Raw genomic sequence first — 17800 nt, forward strand, 5'->3', positions numbered from 1 at the left:
AGCGGCCGCCCTCGCTTGAGGCCGTGGAGCACTGGTCGGTGTGGCGTCGGCGCCATCAGCAGCGGGCGCGCGAATGTCACTGGCGCAAACGCACACGGCACCGAGGAAAGGCCCGGCTGTAGTACTAAGCCGGAGGTCCGCATTGACCCCTCGGGTAGGTCGTCTCTCCTGCATCGGGCAAAACCAGTGCATGTCAAACCTACCGCGAGTTTCGCGGAACGGGACGGTATGGAATGCCGAGCCACATGATGGTGCGGGTCGATCTGAGTCATTCAGCGCAACCGTAATAAGTTCCGCTCCCTGCCGGCTTCCTGACGCTCGCTGATTCTGGCAGTAAGGTTCGACCAGCGGGTGAGCCGATGCAGTCTTGCCGATCCTAAGATCAGCCGGCGATGCTAGGATCCAACACAACCGATGCCCGGCCGCTGGTGATGTCGATGATCATGCGGGCGATTTGCAGGGCGCTCGCTTCAGGGAAATCCACCGTCAGCGTTGCGCCTGTCTCGGTGAAGCGCTCCTGGCGGATCTGAACACCCGCGCTGCTGGCCAGTCGCGCCGTCACCAAAGCCAGATCGGAAAAGGTCACGGTGATAGTGACTTCGCGAACGGCCAAGATCTCGACCAGCTTGCCTGTCCGCAGACAGGCGGCTGCGGTGCCCCCATAGGCCCGCATCAGGCCGCCGCTGCCGAGAAGAACCCCTCCAAACCAGCGCGTAACCACAACAGCGACATTGTCGAGGGATAACCGATCAATGGCCTGCAGGATCAGCTTGCCGGCGGTGCCACTGGGTTCACCATCGTCAGTGCAGCGATAGCTCTGACCCACCCGCCAAGCCCAGCAGTTGTGGTTGGCATCTCCGACCGAGTGCGCGGCGATGAACTCCTTAGCGGCCTCGTCGCTCGCAACCGGGCCGGCTGTCGCGACGAACCGGCTCTTCTTGATGATCTGTTCGAGCGAGGTAGAGCGTTCCAAGGTCAACATGGGCGTGCGCGGGCCTGACCGGTTGAATGTTCTGTCCTTGAGGAGCGACTTCCAGGAGTGCCAGAGAAGGATGGTCAAGGACGGCTTATGGGCTGATGCTGTGCAAGCATCCACCTTCTGAATGCCCTGCCCTATAAAGCATGGTGGGATTGATCGATCAAGGATGTCTCAGCCTTCCTGCTGATGCGGCAAAGCCATCACGAGGTAGATCGGGCCTCTATGGTGTTTGCTGTGGTGTGACGGCGTTGCCGGAGGAACGCTCGGGCAGATGGGCTTCGACCGCCGCGAGGAAGTCCTCCACGGCCGCCATGCCACCCTGCTCCAGATTGCGGCTGTGGCTCCCACCCTCGATGCGGATGAAGCGCTTCGGCTCGGGAGCCGCCGCATACAGCCGCTCGCCGAAGGCGAACGGGATGGTGCGGTCGTCCGTGCCGTGCAGGACCAGGATCGGTGCCCTCACCTGCTGGATGATGTCCAGCGAGCGGAACTGATCGAGCATCAGCCAGGAGACGGGCACATACCAGTAGGTGAGGCTGGCCACATCGGCCGTGGAGGTGTAGGGCGCGTCGAGGATCAGGCCGGCCAAGGGCTGCTCACTGGCCAGCCGCACCGCCACCCCGGTGCCAAGGGACTCGCCATACGCGACCAGCCGAGAGGCTTCATGAGATTGCTTCACCCACTCATAGGCGGTGCGGGCATCGGTATGCAGGCCCGCCTCCGTGGGCGAGCCGGTCGAGCCGGAGTAGCCGCGGTAGCTGATCATGAGCAATCCACGCCCCGATGCTGACAGGGCCCGGGCACGGAAGCGCTGGTTCCAGAGGCTGCCGCCATTGCCATGGAAGTACAGGATCAGCGCCTTGCCGGGCTGCGGTGGCTTCCACCACGCTACCAGCCGTTCGCCGTCTGGTGTCTGGAAAACCAGATCCTGAAAGCCGGTGAGGCCTGCTTCCGCAACACTGGTGCGCCGATCCGAGGCCGGATACAGCAAGCTGCGCTGGTTCACGAACAACACAGCCAGTGCGCAGACATACAAAGCGAGGAGCGCGATGGCGAGCAGTCGGAAACGGCGGACCATTGAACGAGACCGGTACGCTGCCACGGTCCGCCCCTAGAGCTTCGGCACTGCCATTCCGCGTTGAACCGCAGGGCGCTCTCCGACCTCTCTCAGCCAGCGGTGGAGTGATGGTTTGGTGGCAAGACTGTCGGTCAGAACATCCTTCAGGAACGTGGTGGCCGCCACTGTCCAGGGATAGGCTGCAATGTCGGCGATCGTGTACGCGTCGCCGGCCAGGTACGGTACTTCAGCCAGACGCCGCTCCATGACCGTGAGCAGGCGATCGGCCTCATCGGTAAAGCGCTTGATCGCCAGCGGCGCTTTCTCGTCCGAGCGTTTGGCAAAGAAGCCGAGCTGACCGAGCATGGGCCCCTGGCCGCCGACCTGCCAGTAGGTCCATTCCAGCGCCCTGTACCGAGCCGGCCCGGAAGGGGCGAGAAAGCGGCCGGATTTCTCAGCGAGGTAGGTCAGGATGGCGCCGCTCTCAAAGAGGGTGAGCGGGCCACCCTCCGCCTCGTCATCGACGATGGCCGGGATCTTGTTGTTGGGCGAGATGGCCAGGAAGTCGGGCGAGAACTGCTCGTTGTTCCCGAGATTGACCGGCCGCACCTCGTAAGCAAGGCCAGTCTCCTCCAGCATGATGGGCACCTTGCGGCCGTTCGGCGTGGTCCAGGTGTAAAGCGTGATCATGGCGGCTCCTGAGCCAGAGTAGCTGGTAATGCTCTGAGACCCAAGAGATAGCAGCCGACCCGAGCTAGACGATGCCCCAGGAGCGGTAGGGGGGATGGCGGCCGGTGAGTTCACGGGACAGGGTCCCGCCCAACTGGATCCGTATGAGGGTCTCGGTCTTGGGCATGACCAAAAACGAGACACGGACCGCTCTTCAGCACGGCCTTGGGGTTGGAATTGAGATCCATGGGGGGTGGTGAGACGGTTCCACCGCAACATGGCAGCCGAGCCGATTTGACCAAGTGCGAAGAGAACAATGACACAACGAGACATTGTTGCCTCAGAAATCCTCTGACTCGCCCTTCGCCGACGGGACAGCAGGGTCGCCGGGGAGGCGACATCACGCAGCGTTGGATCTGGTGGCTTTCTTCTACTTGGCGCTTTGGAGATCGAGCGTTCCGCACGAGGTCATGACCTAGACAAGCACGCTCAATGTCCAACAGAAGAGCCCTCCCATTGGCTCCCAGTTCCCGCCGATCCGCCAGACGCGGGCCGACCCTGCTCATCACCTCAGCCTGGCTCAGACCGTGCGCGTCCTCATCCAGAGGCTTCTAATGTAGGGGCGCGCATGCAATTGCCTCGCGGATCTGCACCAGCTTGTTGAGCTTGCCGGGGTCGACGTTGAGGCGCTCGGCCCACTCATTCAAAGCTGTCGTATAGAGCTATCCCCGGAACCGGGATGGGTCGTGGATGCGATGTTTGAGGGTCACCAACTCCCGCAACGCCTGCTTCAACAGCTTACGATCGCCTGACATCTGAACCGCCTCGACGTAACCTCTGGAGCCTGCCTGCACCGCGGCAGCCTGCCAAGAGGCGCAAAAGGCGAGTCGACAGGGATCACGGACCGGCCCATGCTTGGTCTGGCCACAGCTCCTGCCCGACGGCCGGAAGAGGGCTTGGACACCCATCTCCAATCCCCGCCAGGCCCTCTTCGCACGTCTGAGGCAGCTTCGCTCTCCCTCGAACAAGCGAAGTGCGGCGTGGCATGTCGAGTGAGGAGAAGAACAAGGCGTACCTTGGCTAGAGAAGCCGGTGCCAAGACAGGAACTGACCCGAGCGCCCGTTGACCTGCAGCGAACCGACGCCTGCGACAGTCGTTGGATATGGCATGCGGATGGCCGCTCAACCAGTGACAAGCAGGAGAGGCGATGTTCACTCTTGAGATCGATGGCAGACCTATTGCGATCACTGATGCGGAAGAAGGTCGGGCGCGGGACATCTTCGAAAGCGACGAGTTCAAGGAGGATCTGACCGTGATGACCAGCGACGGAACGCCGTTGTGGGATGGGCAGGCATCGCTGACCATCCGTCCTGCATCGGATCAGGAGGTCGCTGCCTTCGAGGCTTCTGAATTCGACGTCAACGACGCTGATGAGGACGCGGAGGATGACGATGGTGTGTTTGTGACCTTCCTCGTGCCGGTTGACCACGATCACGAGGATCTCTCAGCCGTTCCGCCTGAGCTTCAGAGCTAACAGCAGACGCCCTGGGCTTTGTCCCTGCGACCTGCAGTGTCTTTGCTGACCTCTATGGCTCGCCCAGCACCTGGACGGCGGCTTCCGCCAGGCGCCGGTGGGCCTGCGTGATCGGGTGGACCTCATCCCAATACAGATAACCGTCACAGTTCCGGTGCTGATCACAGGGAGTGGTGACGTTGGAGAAGCCCAGCGCGGCCGGATCGGTGCGGACCCGCTCGGCCATCTGCCAGACGTCGAGACGATACAGTCGCAGTCCGTTCTGGCTGGCAAAGTCCGATAGAGCCTGATCAGGGGCCTTGTTGAATTGCGCGGAAAGGTTGTTTGCAGCCTCGACGGCCCGGGAGCCTTGCGCCTGTACCGCCGGGGTGATCCGGATAGCCGGAAGGTTGGGTACGAGGACATCGGTCGTGCCTTGGTGGGCCAGATCGGCCACTATGCTCCTCAAGGAGGAGCGGCAAGTCCTCGGATCGGGGTTTCACCGGAAGGCCGGAAGGTAGCCCTCGTAGTCGCCGCTAGTGCGGTCATTTTGGCATCGCCGATATCCACTGCTACTGTTCCGCCCATGAACGAAGCCTCGAGGTTCCCCATGGCGCCGCTTCAAGGATTGTCGGCTTTCCCGATCACGCCCACCGACGCTGCCGGCTGCGTCGACACTGCCGCGCTACGCAGGCTGGTGGGCCGCCTGGTTGCGGCCAGGGTCGACTCGATCGGCCTGCTCGGCAGCACCGGCATCTATATGTACCTGACCCGCGGCGAGCGGCGCCGGGCAGTCGAGGCCGCGATGGACGAATCCTCCGGCCGGATTCCGGTCATCGCCGGGATTGGCGCCCTGCGCACCGATGAGGCAGTCGCGCTCGCCCGAGATGCCAAGGACATCGGTGCGGCGGCGGGTCTACTCTCGGCCGCGTCCTACACGCCGCTCACCGACGACGAGGTCTTCGAGCACTTCTCGACCGTGGCGCGCGAGGGTGGTCTGCCAATCGTGATCTATGACAATCCTGGCACGACGCATTTCCAGTTCACGCCGGATCTCGTCGCCCGTCTCGCGAAGGTGCCGGGCATCGTTGCGATCAAGAATCCCGGTGTTGGGGCCGAGGACACGGCCCGGCACCTTGCCGCCCAGCGCGCGCTCGTCCCGCAGGGCTTCTCGATTGGGTGCAGTGCGGATTGGACGGTGGCGGAGACGATGCTCGCCGGAGCCGATACCTGGTACAGCGTCCTTGGCGGTCTGTTGCCGGGCGTGTGCCTGAGGCTCGTCCGGGCCGCGCAGCAAGGCGATGCCGCCGAGGCGCGTCGGCTCGACAGTGCGCTTGAACCGCTTTGGGAATTATTCAGGCAGTACTCGAGCCTGCGTGTCATCTACGCGCTCGCCGACCTCCTCGATATCTGCCGCACTGCGCCACCACGACCCCTCCTCCCACTTTCTGACACGGCAAAGCGTCAGGTCGCCGATACGCTCGCACACCTGCCCGCGCTCGTCACTGAGGGACCGGACACTCTCACATGACACATAACCTTATGCTCTCCGCTTTGGAGACTGCGAGGGGGGCAGCTTGAGGATCAAAGGCGCGAAGGCACGGCAGCAGCCTGAGGCTGATTGGCTACCACTGTCCCTCAAGCCCTCATGCTCTCCTCCGGCGCTCCTGAGCCTACCCTGTGGAGCCTTGGGATGTCTGGAATCCCTGTCTCAGATGCGATGGTCTGGTGTCACCGGCGATAGCTCGGGTCGCGGCTCGATGACTCGATCAGGTGGAGGAGCTTGCGTCGGCCCCACGAGTGTTGGACCGGACGCCAGCCGTTTCTCGAGAGCCGCAACCTGCCGCGCTAGGTTGTCGATGGCGGCTTTCAGAGCCAGAACGTCCGCCGCATCCGGGATGGTGGAGAGAGGATGGGTTGGGTGGGGGGTGGTTCGGCCATGCTCATTTCGCTGAGATTCAGATACAGGTTCCAAAACGGGCTCTCGCCTCCCCCGACGAGATCTCACAATCCTTCGAAGGGCTTGTACGACCAGCCAGAGAACGCAGAACGCCAGAAAAATGGTGAGCAATGTCGAAGGCACAGTATCGAACATGGTGGTTGCCGTTCCTGAATGAGCCGATCAGGGCTTGAGGCAATGCAACAGCCATGGTCCGCGTTCCGGAGCTTTCAACAGGGCAATCGGGCGGGGTGAGCCTCCGGTATGCAGTCACCCGGGGTGGTGGACCTGTGGAACGGCACAGCCATGAAGTACGCATCGATCAAGGGCCTGGGTCGACCGGGAGGTCATGAAGGCATCGTCGCACACTGACCTCTTCAATGTGGTAACCTCTATCCATCGGGTGCAGGAGGATGGCTCATGTCGTTTGCGACCTGCCGGCTCGGCGCGCTTCCGGATGCGATTGCTCCCGATGGGTCCGAGGTGCGGGTCCTGTGCAGCACGAGCCGGGGCAGCCTCGCGCGTTTCACGCTGCCGCCGCATGCGGTCTCAAAAGCTATGGCACACCGGAGCGTCGAGGAAGTCTGGTACTTCATCTCGGGCCGGGGGCAGATGTGGCGCCCCTCGCACGACCGGGACGAAATCGTCGATGTGGAGCCTGGGGTCGCCACCTCAATCCCGGTAGGAGCCCACTTCCAGTTTCGCTCGGTTTCGCCCGAACCCCTGGAGGCGGTGGGAACCACCATGCCACCATGGCCGGGTGAAGACGAGGCCGCTGCCGTCGACGGGGTTTGGAGCCCAACCGTTTGATGGTCTAGCGGCCTCGTCACGAACCAACCCGCGGCTCCTTGTGCTCCGTTACTTCCGCCCGATGGCCGCCGAGTAGGGGCCCTGCAGCGGCTGGATCCGCACGTCCTGGAAGCCGGGCTCCGCCATCCAGGTGCGACAGTCCGCACCGGTGTAGTCGAACCCAGCTGGGGTCTCGATCAGCATGTTCAGGCTCATCAGCAGGCCGAACGCATTCTCGCGCCGCCCATCATCGATCATGGCGTCGTAGACAATGAGCGCCCCGCCGGTGGGCAGCGCCTCGTAAGCTTTGCGGAGTAGGAGCTTTTTTTCCTCAAGGCTCCAGTCGTGAAGGATGTGGCCCATCACCAGCACATCGACATTGGGAAGAGGATCTTTGAAGAAATCGCCAGTCTGGAAGGTCACGCGCTCCTCGAGACCCTGCTGGGCCACATACCGCTCGAACACCGGCTGCACAGCTGCCAGATCGAAGCCGATGCCTCTCAGGTGAGGGTGAGCACGGGGGATCTCCGCGGTCAGGCCGCCTTGAGCGCAGCCAATGTCGGCAAAGGTGCGAACCTCACTCCACGGGAAGGTGCCTGCGATAGCGCGGGCGGTTGGCAGGCTTAAGCCGGTCATCGCACCCAGGAAGAGTTCCAAGCGGGCGGGCTCCGCATAAACCGCGGCAAACAGGTCGGGCTCCCCGTGCCGGGTCTCGTTCTGGGGCAGGCCGGTCCTGAGCGCCTCGGTGAGGTTGCCCCAGAACCGGTAGAGCCGCCCGTTCATCATCTCGAGGATGCCGCCGACATATGACATTTTATGGCGGTCGAGGTAGAGATCTGTTTCGGGTGTGTTGGTGTAGCGTCCGTCTGAGCTCCGCTGGAGCAGGCCGAGGGCCAACAGCGCGTCCAGAAAATCGCGAGCGCTGCGCTCATGCAGGCCCACGGCACTCTGGACCTGCGCGACCTCGAGCGGTCCGCTCTCAGCCAGCTTTGTAAAGAGCTCTAACTCCACGGCACTGAGCAGTGTCTTGGAGGCCCAGAAGGCGCTGCCAAGCTGGAGGATCTTCACGGGAGAGGGGGGCGATTGTTTGAGTCATGGCATGTTTCCTCAGCGAGAGGCGGTTACGGTGAGCAACGAACACGACTTCATCCGGAAGCGACCGAGGCTTCCCGGCGGAGAGCGGATCGTCACCACACCTGAGCGCGACGATGATGCAGCAGCGCCAGCAGGATACGACTGCAATCAGGTGTTACCTCGCTGGCGGACGCATCAAGCCGGCATCTCGGCCATGGCGGCACGCAGGCGCCGATCGTAAGCGTCGGCCAGATCGTGCAACGCCGCAACGGTATCACCGACATACGAAGAGCCGTGCATGAGAGCCAAGGTGCATGGGGCCAGATCAGCCAGCCGGCGAACCGTCGGCGCAATGCTAGGTCCGAGCCCCGTGTCGTAGAAGATGTCCTCGGCGGCGAGCGCCGGACCGACGATGTCGTGTTCCGTAATCCCAGGACCATTGCCGAAATGCGTGAAGAGATCGCCACAGAACAGCGTTCTGGTTGTCTCCTCGTAGATTACTCCAGCATCCCAGCCGTGCGGCACATGGGGTGTGTCAATGTAGCGGATCCGCTTGCCACCGATGTCGATCACCTCGCCATTCGCCAGCACCCGCGTCGGTCGATTGGCCATGTCGTTCAGCGACACTAAGCATCCGGTCATCCCATGCGCAACCTGCGCGTTCGGGGCCACAGCCAGCCATTCGTTCATGGCGCCGCACTCGTCGGCCTCGTAGTGGCCGAACGTGATCCAGCGCAGACCCTACACCGGCATGAGCCGGGACACCGCTTCCAACACCAGCAGAAACATGCGCCAGAAGCCGGCGTGGAAGAGCATCGGCTCCTCACCAAGGATGAGGAACTGATCGAAGGTGAAGCCGGCCGGCGGCGCGATGTCGGGCACGTAGGTCGAGAGGCGGTAGATGCGGTCACCGATCTCATCAATGCGGGTTTCCATCGGGCTGTTCCCTGGTCTACCCTCAGCACCAGCACGGATTGAATCCGGCATTCCGTCCGGGAAATTCGGCAATCACTGTCACTTCCAGGCGCCTTTCGACGGTGCCAGTTTCGGGTCGCCGCGCAGGCTGCAACACGATATGATCCGGTTGACATCTCACCTTGCGCTAGTCCATCGGGAGGAGAAGATGTCCCATCGCAAGCACCAACGCCGCTCGGCCATGTCGTTCTTCTGCCGCCTCACATACGGCTTGACGTAAGCCGGCGGCATGAGCTTGACCTCATGGCCAAGGCTCTGGAGCTCGCGCGACCAGTGATGAGCCGAGGCACACGCCTCAATGCCTATCAGGCACGGCGGCAGGCTGGCAAAGAACTTGAGCAGCTGCCCGCGCCTGACCTGGCGTCAGATGATCACTCCCCCTCCGGGATCGATGCCATGCACCTGAAAGACGGACTTGGCGATGTCCAAGCCAATGGTGGTGACCGTGCTCATGGGATGCTCCTGTGTCGCTGGCTGCTCGAAGCAACCATGCTACCTCACCGCTGGGTGGGAGCCATCCACAGCATCAGAAGCGGTCTTCGGCCTTCTCGATATCACAGCAAGATTCGGGAATGAAATCGTGAGCGGCGCAATTCCAATTATTTACCCGGTTTCATTTAGGCAGTGGAACCGGCACCATGATAATCAGAAATCCATTTCGCTCTACATGGAAGCAGGCCTAGCAGAGGAGCAGTGGATGTAGGTTCCTGCAGGCGCAACCTCTTTGATCGTGCCAATAGGTGCCAGCACGACGGTGAAGGCCAACAGAGAGGAAGTGCGCAGGTCTCGCGCACTTCCTCTCTGTATGTCATTTCGCCCGCGAGCGGATCAGGAAACTGTCATAGGCGTATTCGGCGACTTGGAACCAGAGATACTCTTCGTTCCGGAACGCGCGAACACTCTCGTAGAGCTTCTTGAAATCAGGGTTCTTGGTTGAGATCTCGTCATAGAGTTCGTTGGATGCCTTGAACGCAGCTTCCATTAGTTCCTGGCTGAATGGCCGCAGCTGAGCGCCGGCCCCGACCAGCCGGCGAACCGCCGCTGGATTGCGGGCGTCATACTTGCCCAGCACGTCAATGTATGTTTGCGCGGCGGCCGCGTTGACTGCCGCCCTGTAGACCTTGGGAAGTGCGTTCCAGCGATTGATGTTGATCATCACATGGATGAGCGGGCCGCCATCCCACCAACCCGGGTAATAATAAAACGGAGCGACTTTGCTGAAGCCAAGCTTCTCATCATCATAGGGGCCGACAAACTCCGCCGCATCGATCGTGCCGCGCTCGAGCGCCGGATAGATGTCACCAGCCGCGATCTGCTGGGGCACAGCCCCAAGTTGCTGCAGCACCTGACCGCCAAGGCCACCAATGCGGATCTTGAGGCCTTGAAGATCTTGAACGGTTTTGATTTCCTTGCGGTACCATCCGCCCATCTGGGCACCGGTATTGCCCGCGGGGACCGCGTACATCCTGTGTTTAGCGAAGAACTCGTTGCACAGGTCAAGACCACCACCATGGTACATCCATGCCGTCTTCTGGCGTGCATTCGGCCCGAATGGAAAGTCGCAAGGCAGTGCAAAAGTCGGATCCTTCCCCACGTAGTAGTACGTCGTCGCATAGCCTGCCTCGACCGTGCCATCCCCAACCGCATCGGCGACCTGGAAGGTGCCAACGATCTCGCCCGCAGCAAAAGGCTGGATCTGAAAGCGGCCCTCTGTCAGATCCGACACAAGTCGGCAGAACAGATCAGCTCCTCCCCAGAGCGTATCCAGCGACTTCGGAAAGGCTGATTGCAGGCGCCAGCGCACCTCAGGCATGGACTGCCCAACTGCAGGGGCTGCCAAGGCAGTGGCGGCAACCCCGCCTGCTGCCGTGGCCAAAAACTGACGGCGTTTCATGGGCGTTCCTTCCTTTGGGCTCCAGATTGCCAACCGTCTTGGCCGGCCGCTGCAGCCGAACCTTAGTTGTGGGGCAAGAAAGTGGGCTGGCAATCTCACCGGAGGAGGGAGAAGGCTTGGCGCTTCATTACTTTGGCAGGATACTATTCTTCCGATGACGGCAGCCCAAGCCGCTCGTTGTGAGGCATGACAGGCGGGCTGTTTAGATTCTAGCTGCGGCAAGCTAGGCGGGGCTATTATTTTTCGGGTAGGCTGCGCTTTGAGCAAAACGCGAGGTCCTGCTATGGGGATGCGGTAACCATCGAAGCGTGGCTGCGAGACTTGGGACTTGGTCAATATGAGCAGGCGTTCCGCGACAACGACATCGACGCGGGCCTGCTTCCGAGGTTGACCGATGGCGACCTGCGCGAACTTGGCATCCTATCGCTTGGCCATCGCAAGCGGCTTTTGGCTGCGATAACTGAATTGGCTGAACCAGCTGAAGGAGCATCAGGGCTTCCGCCAACCCATTCGCCTGCCACACCGGCAGCGCAGCATGCCGAGCGGCGCCAACTGACGTTAATGTTCGTCGACTTGGTTGGCTCAACAGCCCTCTCTTCTCGCCTCGACCCGGAGGAGATGCGGAATGTCCTCCATGCCTACCAGGATGCCGTGGTCGGTGAGATTGCCCGCCTGGGAGGCCACCTCGCCAAGCTGATGGGCGATGGGGTACTGGCCTATTTCGGTTGGCCGAGGGCGGACGAGGACGATCCCGAGCGTGCCGTGCAGGCTGGCCTCACCATCGTTCAGGCTGTCAGACGCCGTTCCACTCCCCTCGGGGAGCCGCTTGCGGCGCGAGTGGGGATTGCCACAGGCCTCGTTATTGTCGGAGATCTGATTGGCGATGGCGCGGCCCGTGAGGAGTCCGTGGTCGGCGAAACGCCGAACCTGGCAGCGCGACTGCAGGAGATCGCCACCGCTGGGACCGTGGTGATTGCCGCTGGCACACGCCGGCTTCTCGGTGATGCTTTCGATCTGCGTGATCTCGGTCCCGTCCTCCTCAAGGGCTTCGATCAACCGGTCAACAGCTTTGAAGTTCTTCGTCCCCATCTGGCTGAGAGCCGGTTCGAAGCGCGCCACTCAGAGCGCTCAATGCCCATGATGGGACGCGATCAGGAGTTGGCGCTGGTCCTGGAGCGGTGGCGCCAGTCCGTTGCGGGGGAAGGCCAAGCGGTGCTCGTGGTTGGTGAGGCAGGCATCGGCAAGTCCCGTTTGGTGCAGGCCCTGCTGGATGAGACGACCGAGGACCCTCACATCGTCCTGCGCTATCAGTGCTCGCCCCAATATACAGGCACGCCACTATGGCCCGTTGTGCAACAGCTCAGCTTTGCAGCTGGGCTCACGCCCGAGGACAGTGATGAGCAGAAACGGCAAAAGATTGAGGCGCTGCTGCGCCGGGGAGCCGATGATATTTCGGAGGCCGCCCCGCTGATTGCCGCCTTGCTCGGCATTGAAGCGGAATTGCCCAGTTCTATTCAGGAGCTGAGCTCCCAGCAACGGCGTGCCCGAATGCAGGCGGCCCTGATCCAGCAGTTCCTCGGACTCGAGCGCCGGCATCCAGTTCTGATCGTCGTAGAGGACGCTCATTGGATCGATCCCACGACGCTCGAACTCTTCAGCCAGGTCCTGGATCGGATTGCGAATGCCCGCGCCTTGATGCTGCTGACAAGCCGGCCCGACAACCAGCCGAACCTGGGAGGCCATCCGCATGTGACGCGCCTCACGCTTAACCGCCTCGGCCGCGTCCCCACAGAGGCGATCGTCTCGCGCTTGAGCGGCACCCAAAGCGTGCCGCCTGCAGTGCTGAGGGAGATCGCAGCCCGGACCGATGGTGTGCCGCTCTTCATCGAGGAGTTGACCAAGGCGGTGCTGGAGGCGGGATCGATCGCTCCGGGAGCTGTGCCGGTCTCGCTCTATGCCTCTCTTCTGGCCCGGCTCGACCGGGTGCCGGGTGTGAGAGAAGTGGCACAGGTGGCAGCCTGCATAGGACGCGAATTTTCGTACTCACTTCTTGCTGCAGTCTCTCCGGTGCCGGAACCGGATCTGCAGTCCGCCCTCAATCGGCTCACCGCCGCCGAGCTTATCTTCCGACGCGGCACGCCACCCGAGACCCACTACGCGTTCAAGCACGCTCTGGTGCGGGACGCCGCTCACGAGAGCCTGCTCAAATCGCGACGGCAGCAGCTGCACGCCAGCATCGGGCGAGCGCTGGAGGAGCACTTCCCCGAGACCCAGGACATGGAGCCGGAACTGCTGGCCCGGCACTATACCGAGGCTGGGCTCTTAGAGCAGGCGGTGGAGTACTGGCGGCGGGCCGGAGAACAGGCGCTTGCCCGCTCTGCGATGGCCGAAGCGGTCACGCACCTGACCGAGGGGCTGTCGGTGTTGCAGGATCTGGCTCAGGGTCAGGATCGTCAAAGACACGAACTCCGTCTGCAACTTGCGCTTGGTCAAGCTTCCATTGCTGGGAAGGGATTTGCCGCGCCCGAGACCGGCCGTGCCTACGCCCGAGCGCATGAGCTCTGCCTTAACCTCGGCAATGTTCCGGAGCTCTTCCCGATTCTCTATGGGCAATCCGTTTTTTATTTCCAGCGTGGCGCCTTGAGGGAGGCCCATGAGATCGCATCCGATCTCCTGCGAGCCGGCCGAGAGCAGGCTAATGGGGCTGCTCAGATGATCGGCCACCGCATGATAGGCTCAGTTATGTGCCAGTACGGCCGCTTTACCGAGAGCTGCGATGCTTTCGAGGCGGCGCTCGCGCTTTATGATCCAGTGCGGGACCGCAATTCGGGGATTGTTTATGCCATCGACTCTCGCGTCATGTGCTTGTGTTGGCTGTCGCAGCTGAACCTTATTCTCGGAGATCCGAAGCAAGCATCAGATTATGGCAGCCGGGTGCCAGCCCTTGTGCGTGAGCTTAAACATCCTGGCACCGCCGCGGTTGCCTTTGCATGGGGGTGCATCTTCAACCAGCTGCTGCGGGATCCACAGAGAGCCGAAGCACAAGCACAAGCTGCAATCGAACTCGGGGTGGAACAGGGCTTTCCTCTTTATCGCGCGATCGGCTCAATCATCCACGGGTGGGCACAGGCTGAGATCGGGCGAGTGCCTGAAGGCCTTGCCGAGATGAAGCAGGGGTTGGTCGACTACCGAGCGACTGGCGCAGACATGTGGTCGCCCTACTTCCTTGGCCTACTGGCAAATGCCAACAGGCAAGCAGATCGTGCGCAGGAAGGCCTGATCCTTGTGGAGGAGGCCCTGACACAAATTCGGCATACAGGAGGCCGATGGATCGAAGCAGAACTTCACCGAGTTCGGGGTGAGTTGCTGTTGGCCGTGGGTGAGCCTGATCGGCAGGAAGCAGAACTCTGCTTTCAGCAGGCTCTCGCCTTGGCGAGGGGGCAGAATGCAAGACTTTGGGAACTGCAGGCGGCGACCAGCCTTGCGCGGATGTGGTACCTGCAAGATCGAACACAAGCGGCTCGTGAGCTTCTTACACGGATCTGCGGGCTGTTCAATGATGATATACCAGCTCTGCTCGACGCAAGAGCCCTCTTCGATGAGCTTGGGCCGGTTACATGCAATGGGATAAGTAATCTGAACCCATGATCTGAACCGGGCTCCAACGGGCGCCGTTGCATTAACCTCGGCCGTATAGCGAAGAGCGGTTCATCAAGGATCCGCTCCCGTATCTCTGTTCAAGCGCCGTCGCTTTCCGGTCGAAATCATCCTGCTGTGCGTGCGCTGGTACTGCAAGTACGGGATCAGCTATCGCGATCTGGCTGAAATGCTATCTGAGCGCAGTGTCAGCGTCAGTCCAAGCATGATCTTTCGTTGGGTCCAACGCTATGCTCCGGAGATTGAGAAGCGGGTGCGACCGAACCAGGGACATCGTTCAGGCTCATGGCGAGTAGATGAGACCTATGTGCAAGTGGGTGGGCGCTGGCGATACTTGTTTCGAGCGGTCGATAAACACGGTCGGCTGATCGCCTCCATGCTGGCCAGTTGGCGTGACACCGGAGCGGCGTATCGCTTCCTGCGCAAAGCCCTGCGGGTGATGAGCGACTATCCTCCTTCATCGATCACGACCGACAAACTGGCGTCGTATCCCAAGGCCATCCTGCGCCTGCAGAACGAAGGGCTTCTGCCGAACGATGTGGTACACCGCACCGCGAAATATTTGACGGATGTATTTGACAAGCCGTTTTCGACGTCGGTGGGAGCATTTTTCGTATCATCTGTTAGTCTCAGACAGACGCTGTCTACCTACTGCCGGGATGAACTTGGTCTGAGCACGTCATGGCGTAACGAGAGGCTTGCCGGATCCACCTGGACGGCGAGAAGTTGTATGGCCCTCACCGCCTACCGACGAGTGGATCGGCAGGGCTGGTTCTGCTATAGTCATGGAGCTCGGGTGACCCCGGAGCGAAGAGCAGGGCGTGAGGTTGCAACCCTGCCGCGCAGCTTAGGATTGTCGCACCTCATTGGCGGCACCCGAGCACCCCGTCGGTGATCGTTGTTTCCAGCTGGCCACAAACCGCCGGTAAGCTTCCTCGGCCTGGCCGACCATCTCCCGCTCTGCCTCACGCACAGCCTTGTTGCTATACGCGGCCGCCGGTCCTTTTTGCCGGCCACCCCGGTGCGATGGATATCCCGCTGCCAGTTCCAAGTAGCGCAGTTTCCACTGCAGCAGCGCCGGCCGGCTCCAGGTGTAGTCTTCATCTTTGCTCAGCATGTGCCAGACGATCACCGCCAGCTTGCGTGCCGTTGCTACGGCCGCCACCGACTTGCCGCGCTTGTTCCTGATGCGGATGAAGAAGGCCCGCAGGGGGCCTGGTACGCCGGAGATCACCCAGGCTGCCTCGACCAGCATCGAGCGGGCGTGGGCCCGTCCCTGTTTGCTGATGCGCCCATGGTAGGCGGGCTTATCGCCTGATTGCCGCACCTTCGGATTGAGGCCGAAGTAGCTCACCAGCTTTTGCGGCGAGGAGAAGCGTGTGATGTCGCCGATCGCTGCCAGGACGCTCATGGCCACCGTGGCATTCACCCCCGTGATCGTCATCAGCCGTCTGACCTGCGGATCATCGAGCGCCTTTTGGGCGAGGCTCTTGTCCAGCTCCGCGAGCTCGGCCCCAAGCCGATCCAACTCACCGGCATGGCGCAGGATCACTCGGCGCTGATCCTCGGCGAGCGGAAGGGCCTCCAACCAGGCCCTTCCGCGTTTCGAGAACAGGCTGCCTTGATAGGGTGGGATCAGGTGAGCGTGCAGAACCGAGTGGATCCGGTTCTTGAGGCGGGTCATCTGCGCGACCAGCTGGGTGCGTTCGGCCGTGACACAGCGGCGGGCCTCGGTCTCCTCGTCCGGCATCCAGACCTCGGGTAGGAACCCGCTGGCATGGAGCTTCGCCAGCACGCGCGCGTCAATCTTGTTGGTCTTGACCTTAGCCCAGGCGATCACCCGCACCAGGTTGGGATTGGCAATCACCACGCGTGCCACGAACGGCGACAGCAGGCGCACGATGGCGCTGGTGTTGCCGGTCGCCTCTAGGACGACCTCATCATTGGGCCTCAGGGTCTTGGCAAAGTGCAGCAGGCGGCTGCGTTCGAGCTCGATCTTGCCGGCATCCCGGATAACTCCCTTCTCCAGGATTGCCATCTGGGCAAAGGAACGATGGACATCGAGAGCAATGATCCTCATTTCCGGCTCCTGTGGCTTAAGCAACTTCGGGAGCCAGTGGGCCACACGACAACTACGGATCCGCGCTCGCAGCGCACCCGGGCCAGTCGAAGGGGCGGCTAGATTAATAACACGAGCTCTCAGCTCACAAATACATTCGGCCTGCCCACCTTCCGTGCTCCCGACACCCCTATCCCGGTACGCCGAGGATACCTGATCCGTCAGCCTTCAGAAACCTGAATGGAGGTGTCGCGCCTATTCATGCCCGATAATAACGTCCTTGAGGCGGATCACGGCGCGCTCAAGCGCGTCATCCGGCCGACACGCGGCTTCCGGACCATGAAAACCGCCGCCGCAACTCTAATGCGCTTTGAAATCATGCGCATGATCCGCCGCGGTCATTACAACAAGCGGGGACGTCGAGCGACAGGCGAAATACGCCTCTTCGGTCTTGCTGCCTGAGCGGCCTGTTTGACGGGGTTCGTTATGCCCTTTCAAGTTACTACAACAGTGCCGTGAAACCTCGGCGATCCGCAACAGCCGCGAACGTGCTGAGGAGGTCGATCTCAAGATCTGGATACTTCATCATCGTGTCCTCCAAAATACTTCAGATACGACCTAATGATCAGGCCAAAGCTGATCGATCGGAAGCGCCGTTTTGTATTTGACCTGCTTCAATGCGAAGCTGGATCTAATGCTAGATACCTCCTCAATTTTCGTTAGCTTATCTAAAACAAAATTCCGCAAAGCGACAGTGTCAGTAACTACAACCCGAAGTAAATAATCAGCATCGCCGGACATTAGGTAGCACTCCATCACCTCAGGCAGACCTATTACTACCTTCTCGAAATTCTCTAAGTTTTTTTCATTCTGACTCTTTAGAGATATTTGAATAAATACACTAATGGTGCTCCCGATGTTTTCTGGATCTAGAAGGGCTACATACTGACTGACAATGCCTTTCTCTTCGAGTTGCTTCACGCGGGCAAGGCATGGAGATGGTGACAACCCAACTCTGCTCGCCAACTCCACATTTGAAATCCTACCCGCCAACTGCAGCTCCGTCAGGATTCGTCGATCGGCTCGGTCAATGGAGTTTCGCAGCATTTTATATCTCCAAAACACGAGAACGAAGCATATCATGCTGACACAATGATTCAAGTTGGTATGTTCAGCAGGACATTCTGGCCAGGC

15 protein-coding genes and 2 pseudogenes are annotated in these 17800 nt (G+C 61.2%); 6 read left to right on the top strand and 11 right to left on the bottom strand.

The features are described from left to right. Window positions 1-382: 382 nt before the first annotated feature. From NF876_RS28740 to NF876_RS28750, 3 genes are all read right to left on the bottom strand, one after another. Window positions 383-982 (bottom strand): IMPACT family protein, encoded by a 600-nt coding sequence (locus NF876_RS28740; protein WP_262271782.1) that lies wholly within the window; start codon window positions 980-982, stop codon window positions 383-385. A 217-nt stretch (window positions 983-1199) separates the two neighbouring features. Beyond that, window positions 1200-2057 carry an alpha/beta hydrolase gene (locus NF876_RS28745; RefSeq protein ID WP_262271770.1) on the bottom strand — a complete coding sequence of 286 codons (858 nt, stop codon included), beginning with the start codon at window positions 2055-2057 and terminating at the stop codon, window positions 1200-1202. Window positions 2058-2090: 33 nt separating this feature from the next. Continuing rightward, entirely contained in the window at window positions 2091-2726 is a 636-nt protein-coding gene (locus NF876_RS28750; protein ID WP_262271771.1) for a glutathione S-transferase family protein, read from the bottom strand. Window positions 2727-3913: 1187 nt separating this feature from the next. On the opposite strand from NF876_RS28750, the gene NF876_RS28755 reads away from it, so the two are divergent. Next, on the top strand, window positions 3914-4240 hold the full coding sequence (locus NF876_RS28755) for a hypothetical protein (RefSeq protein ID WP_262271772.1): 327 nt from the start codon (window positions 3914-3916) through the stop codon (window positions 4238-4240). Between the two features lie 52 nt (window positions 4241-4292). Here the strand turns inward: NF876_RS28755 and NF876_RS28760 are convergent, their stop codons facing one another. Further along, on the bottom strand, window positions 4293-4676 hold the full coding sequence (locus NF876_RS28760; RefSeq protein ID WP_262271773.1) for an SGNH/GDSL hydrolase family protein: 384 nt from the start codon (window positions 4674-4676) through the stop codon (window positions 4293-4295). A 153-nt stretch (window positions 4677-4829) separates the two neighbouring features. On the opposite strand from NF876_RS28760, the gene NF876_RS28765 reads away from it, so the two are divergent. Beyond that, window positions 4830-5750 carry a dihydrodipicolinate synthase family protein gene (locus tag NF876_RS28765; RefSeq protein ID WP_262271774.1) on the top strand — a complete coding sequence of 307 codons (921 nt, stop codon included), beginning with the start codon at window positions 4830-4832 and terminating at the stop codon, window positions 5748-5750. Window positions 5751-6578: 828 nt separating this feature from the next. Next, window positions 6579-6968: a cupin domain-containing protein gene (locus NF876_RS28770; RefSeq protein ID WP_262271775.1), complete on the top strand. Its 390-nt coding sequence runs from the start codon at window positions 6579-6581 to the stop codon at window positions 6966-6968. 48 nt (window positions 6969-7016) lie between these two features. Here NF876_RS28770 and NF876_RS28775 read toward each other — a convergent pair whose 3' ends face one another. The 5 genes and pseudogenes from NF876_RS28775 to NF876_RS28795 all read right to left on the bottom strand — a co-directional run bounded on the left by NF876_RS28775 (window position 7017) and on the right by NF876_RS28795 (window position 10890). Then, on the bottom strand, window positions 7017-8015 hold the full coding sequence (locus NF876_RS28775; protein ID WP_262271776.1) for a methyltransferase: 999 nt from the start codon (window positions 8013-8015) through the stop codon (window positions 7017-7019). A gap of 201 nt (window positions 8016-8216) precedes the next feature. Then, the gene (locus tag NF876_RS28780) at window positions 8217-8759 is read right to left on the bottom strand and encodes an oxygen-binding di-iron domain-containing protein (RefSeq protein WP_373696735.1); all 543 of its coding nucleotides are present in this window, start codon (window positions 8757-8759) and stop codon (window positions 8217-8219) included. 3 nt (window positions 8760-8762) lie between these two features. Continuing rightward, window positions 8763-8957, bottom strand: coding sequence for an MBL fold metallo-hydrolase (locus NF876_RS28785; RefSeq protein ID WP_262271778.1), 195 nt, complete (start codon window positions 8955-8957; stop codon window positions 8763-8765). Between the two features lie 213 nt (window positions 8958-9170). Continuing rightward, window positions 9171-9449, bottom strand: a pseudogene (locus tag NF876_RS28790) (IS110 family transposase); the annotation flags it as partial. A 355-nt stretch (window positions 9450-9804) separates the two neighbouring features. Next, window positions 9805-10890 carry a TRAP transporter substrate-binding protein gene (locus NF876_RS28795; protein ID WP_262271779.1) on the bottom strand — a complete coding sequence of 362 codons (1086 nt, stop codon included), beginning with the start codon at window positions 10888-10890 and terminating at the stop codon, window positions 9805-9807. 300 nt (window positions 10891-11190) lie between these two features. On the opposite strand from NF876_RS28795, the gene NF876_RS28800 reads away from it, so the two are divergent. Continuing rightward, window positions 11191-14538, top strand: coding sequence for an adenylate/guanylate cyclase domain-containing protein (locus NF876_RS28800; RefSeq protein ID WP_262271783.1), 3348 nt, complete (start codon window positions 11191-11193; stop codon window positions 14536-14538). Window positions 14539-14623: 85 nt separating this feature from the next. Next, window positions 14624-15442 (top strand): IS6 family transposase, encoded by an 819-nt coding sequence (locus NF876_RS28805; RefSeq protein WP_262271784.1) that lies wholly within the window; start codon window positions 14624-14626, stop codon window positions 15440-15442. On the opposite strand, the gene NF876_RS28810 is transcribed toward NF876_RS28805, so the two are convergent. Next, window positions 15395-16627: an IS110 family RNA-guided transposase gene (locus NF876_RS28810; RefSeq protein ID WP_262271780.1), complete on the bottom strand. Its 1233-nt coding sequence runs from the start codon at window positions 16625-16627 to the stop codon at window positions 15395-15397. The genes NF876_RS28805 and NF876_RS28810 overlap by 48 nt on opposite strands. Before the next feature lie 249 nt (window positions 16628-16876). On the opposite strand from NF876_RS28810, the pseudogene NF876_RS28815 reads away from it, so the two are divergent. Beyond that, window positions 16877-17068 (top strand): annotated as a pseudogene (locus NF876_RS28815) (DDE-type integrase/transposase/recombinase); the annotation flags it as partial. 156 nt (window positions 17069-17224) lie between these two features. Here the strand turns inward: NF876_RS28815 and NF876_RS28820 are convergent. Further along, the gene (locus NF876_RS28820) at window positions 17225-17713 is read right to left on the bottom strand and encodes an Lrp/AsnC family transcriptional regulator (RefSeq protein WP_210805554.1); all 489 of its coding nucleotides are present in this window, start codon (window positions 17711-17713) and stop codon (window positions 17225-17227) included. Between the last annotated feature and the right edge of the window lie 87 nt (window positions 17714-17800).

It is taken from the genome of Microvirga yunnanensis (assembly GCF_025460875.1).

Coding starts and splice junctions, on each gene's coding strand:
- NF876_RS28785 (WP_262271778.1), bottom strand. CDS start 8,957: ATGGAAACCCGCATTGATGAGATCGGTGACCGCATCTACCGCCTCTCG.
- NF876_RS28745 (WP_262271770.1), bottom strand. CDS start 2,057: ATGGTCCGCCGTTTCCGACTGCTCGCCATCGCGCTCCTCGCTTTGTAT.
- NF876_RS28795 (WP_262271779.1), bottom strand. CDS start 10,890: ATGAAACGCCGTCAGTTTTTGGCCACGGCAGCAGGCGGGGTTGCCGCC.
- NF876_RS28740 (WP_262271782.1), bottom strand. CDS start 982: ATGTTGACCTTGGAACGCTCTACCTCGCTCGAACAGATCATCAAGAAG.
- NF876_RS28810 (WP_262271780.1), bottom strand. CDS start 16,627: ATGAGGATCATTGCTCTCGATGTCCATCGTTCCTTTGCCCAGATGGCA.
- NF876_RS28750 (WP_262271771.1), bottom strand. CDS start 2,726: ATGATCACGCTTTACACCTGGACCACGCCGAACGGCCGCAAGGTGCCC.
- NF876_RS28755 (WP_262271772.1), top strand. CDS start 3,914: ATGTTCACTCTTGAGATCGATGGCAGACCTATTGCGATCACTGATGCG.
- NF876_RS28765 (WP_262271774.1), top strand. CDS start 4,830: ATGGCGCCGCTTCAAGGATTGTCGGCTTTCCCGATCACGCCCACCGAC.
- NF876_RS28770 (WP_262271775.1), top strand. CDS start 6,579: ATGTCGTTTGCGACCTGCCGGCTCGGCGCGCTTCCGGATGCGATTGCT.
- NF876_RS28820 (WP_210805554.1), bottom strand. CDS start 17,713: ATGCTGCGAAACTCCATTGACCGAGCCGATCGACGAATCCTGACGGAG.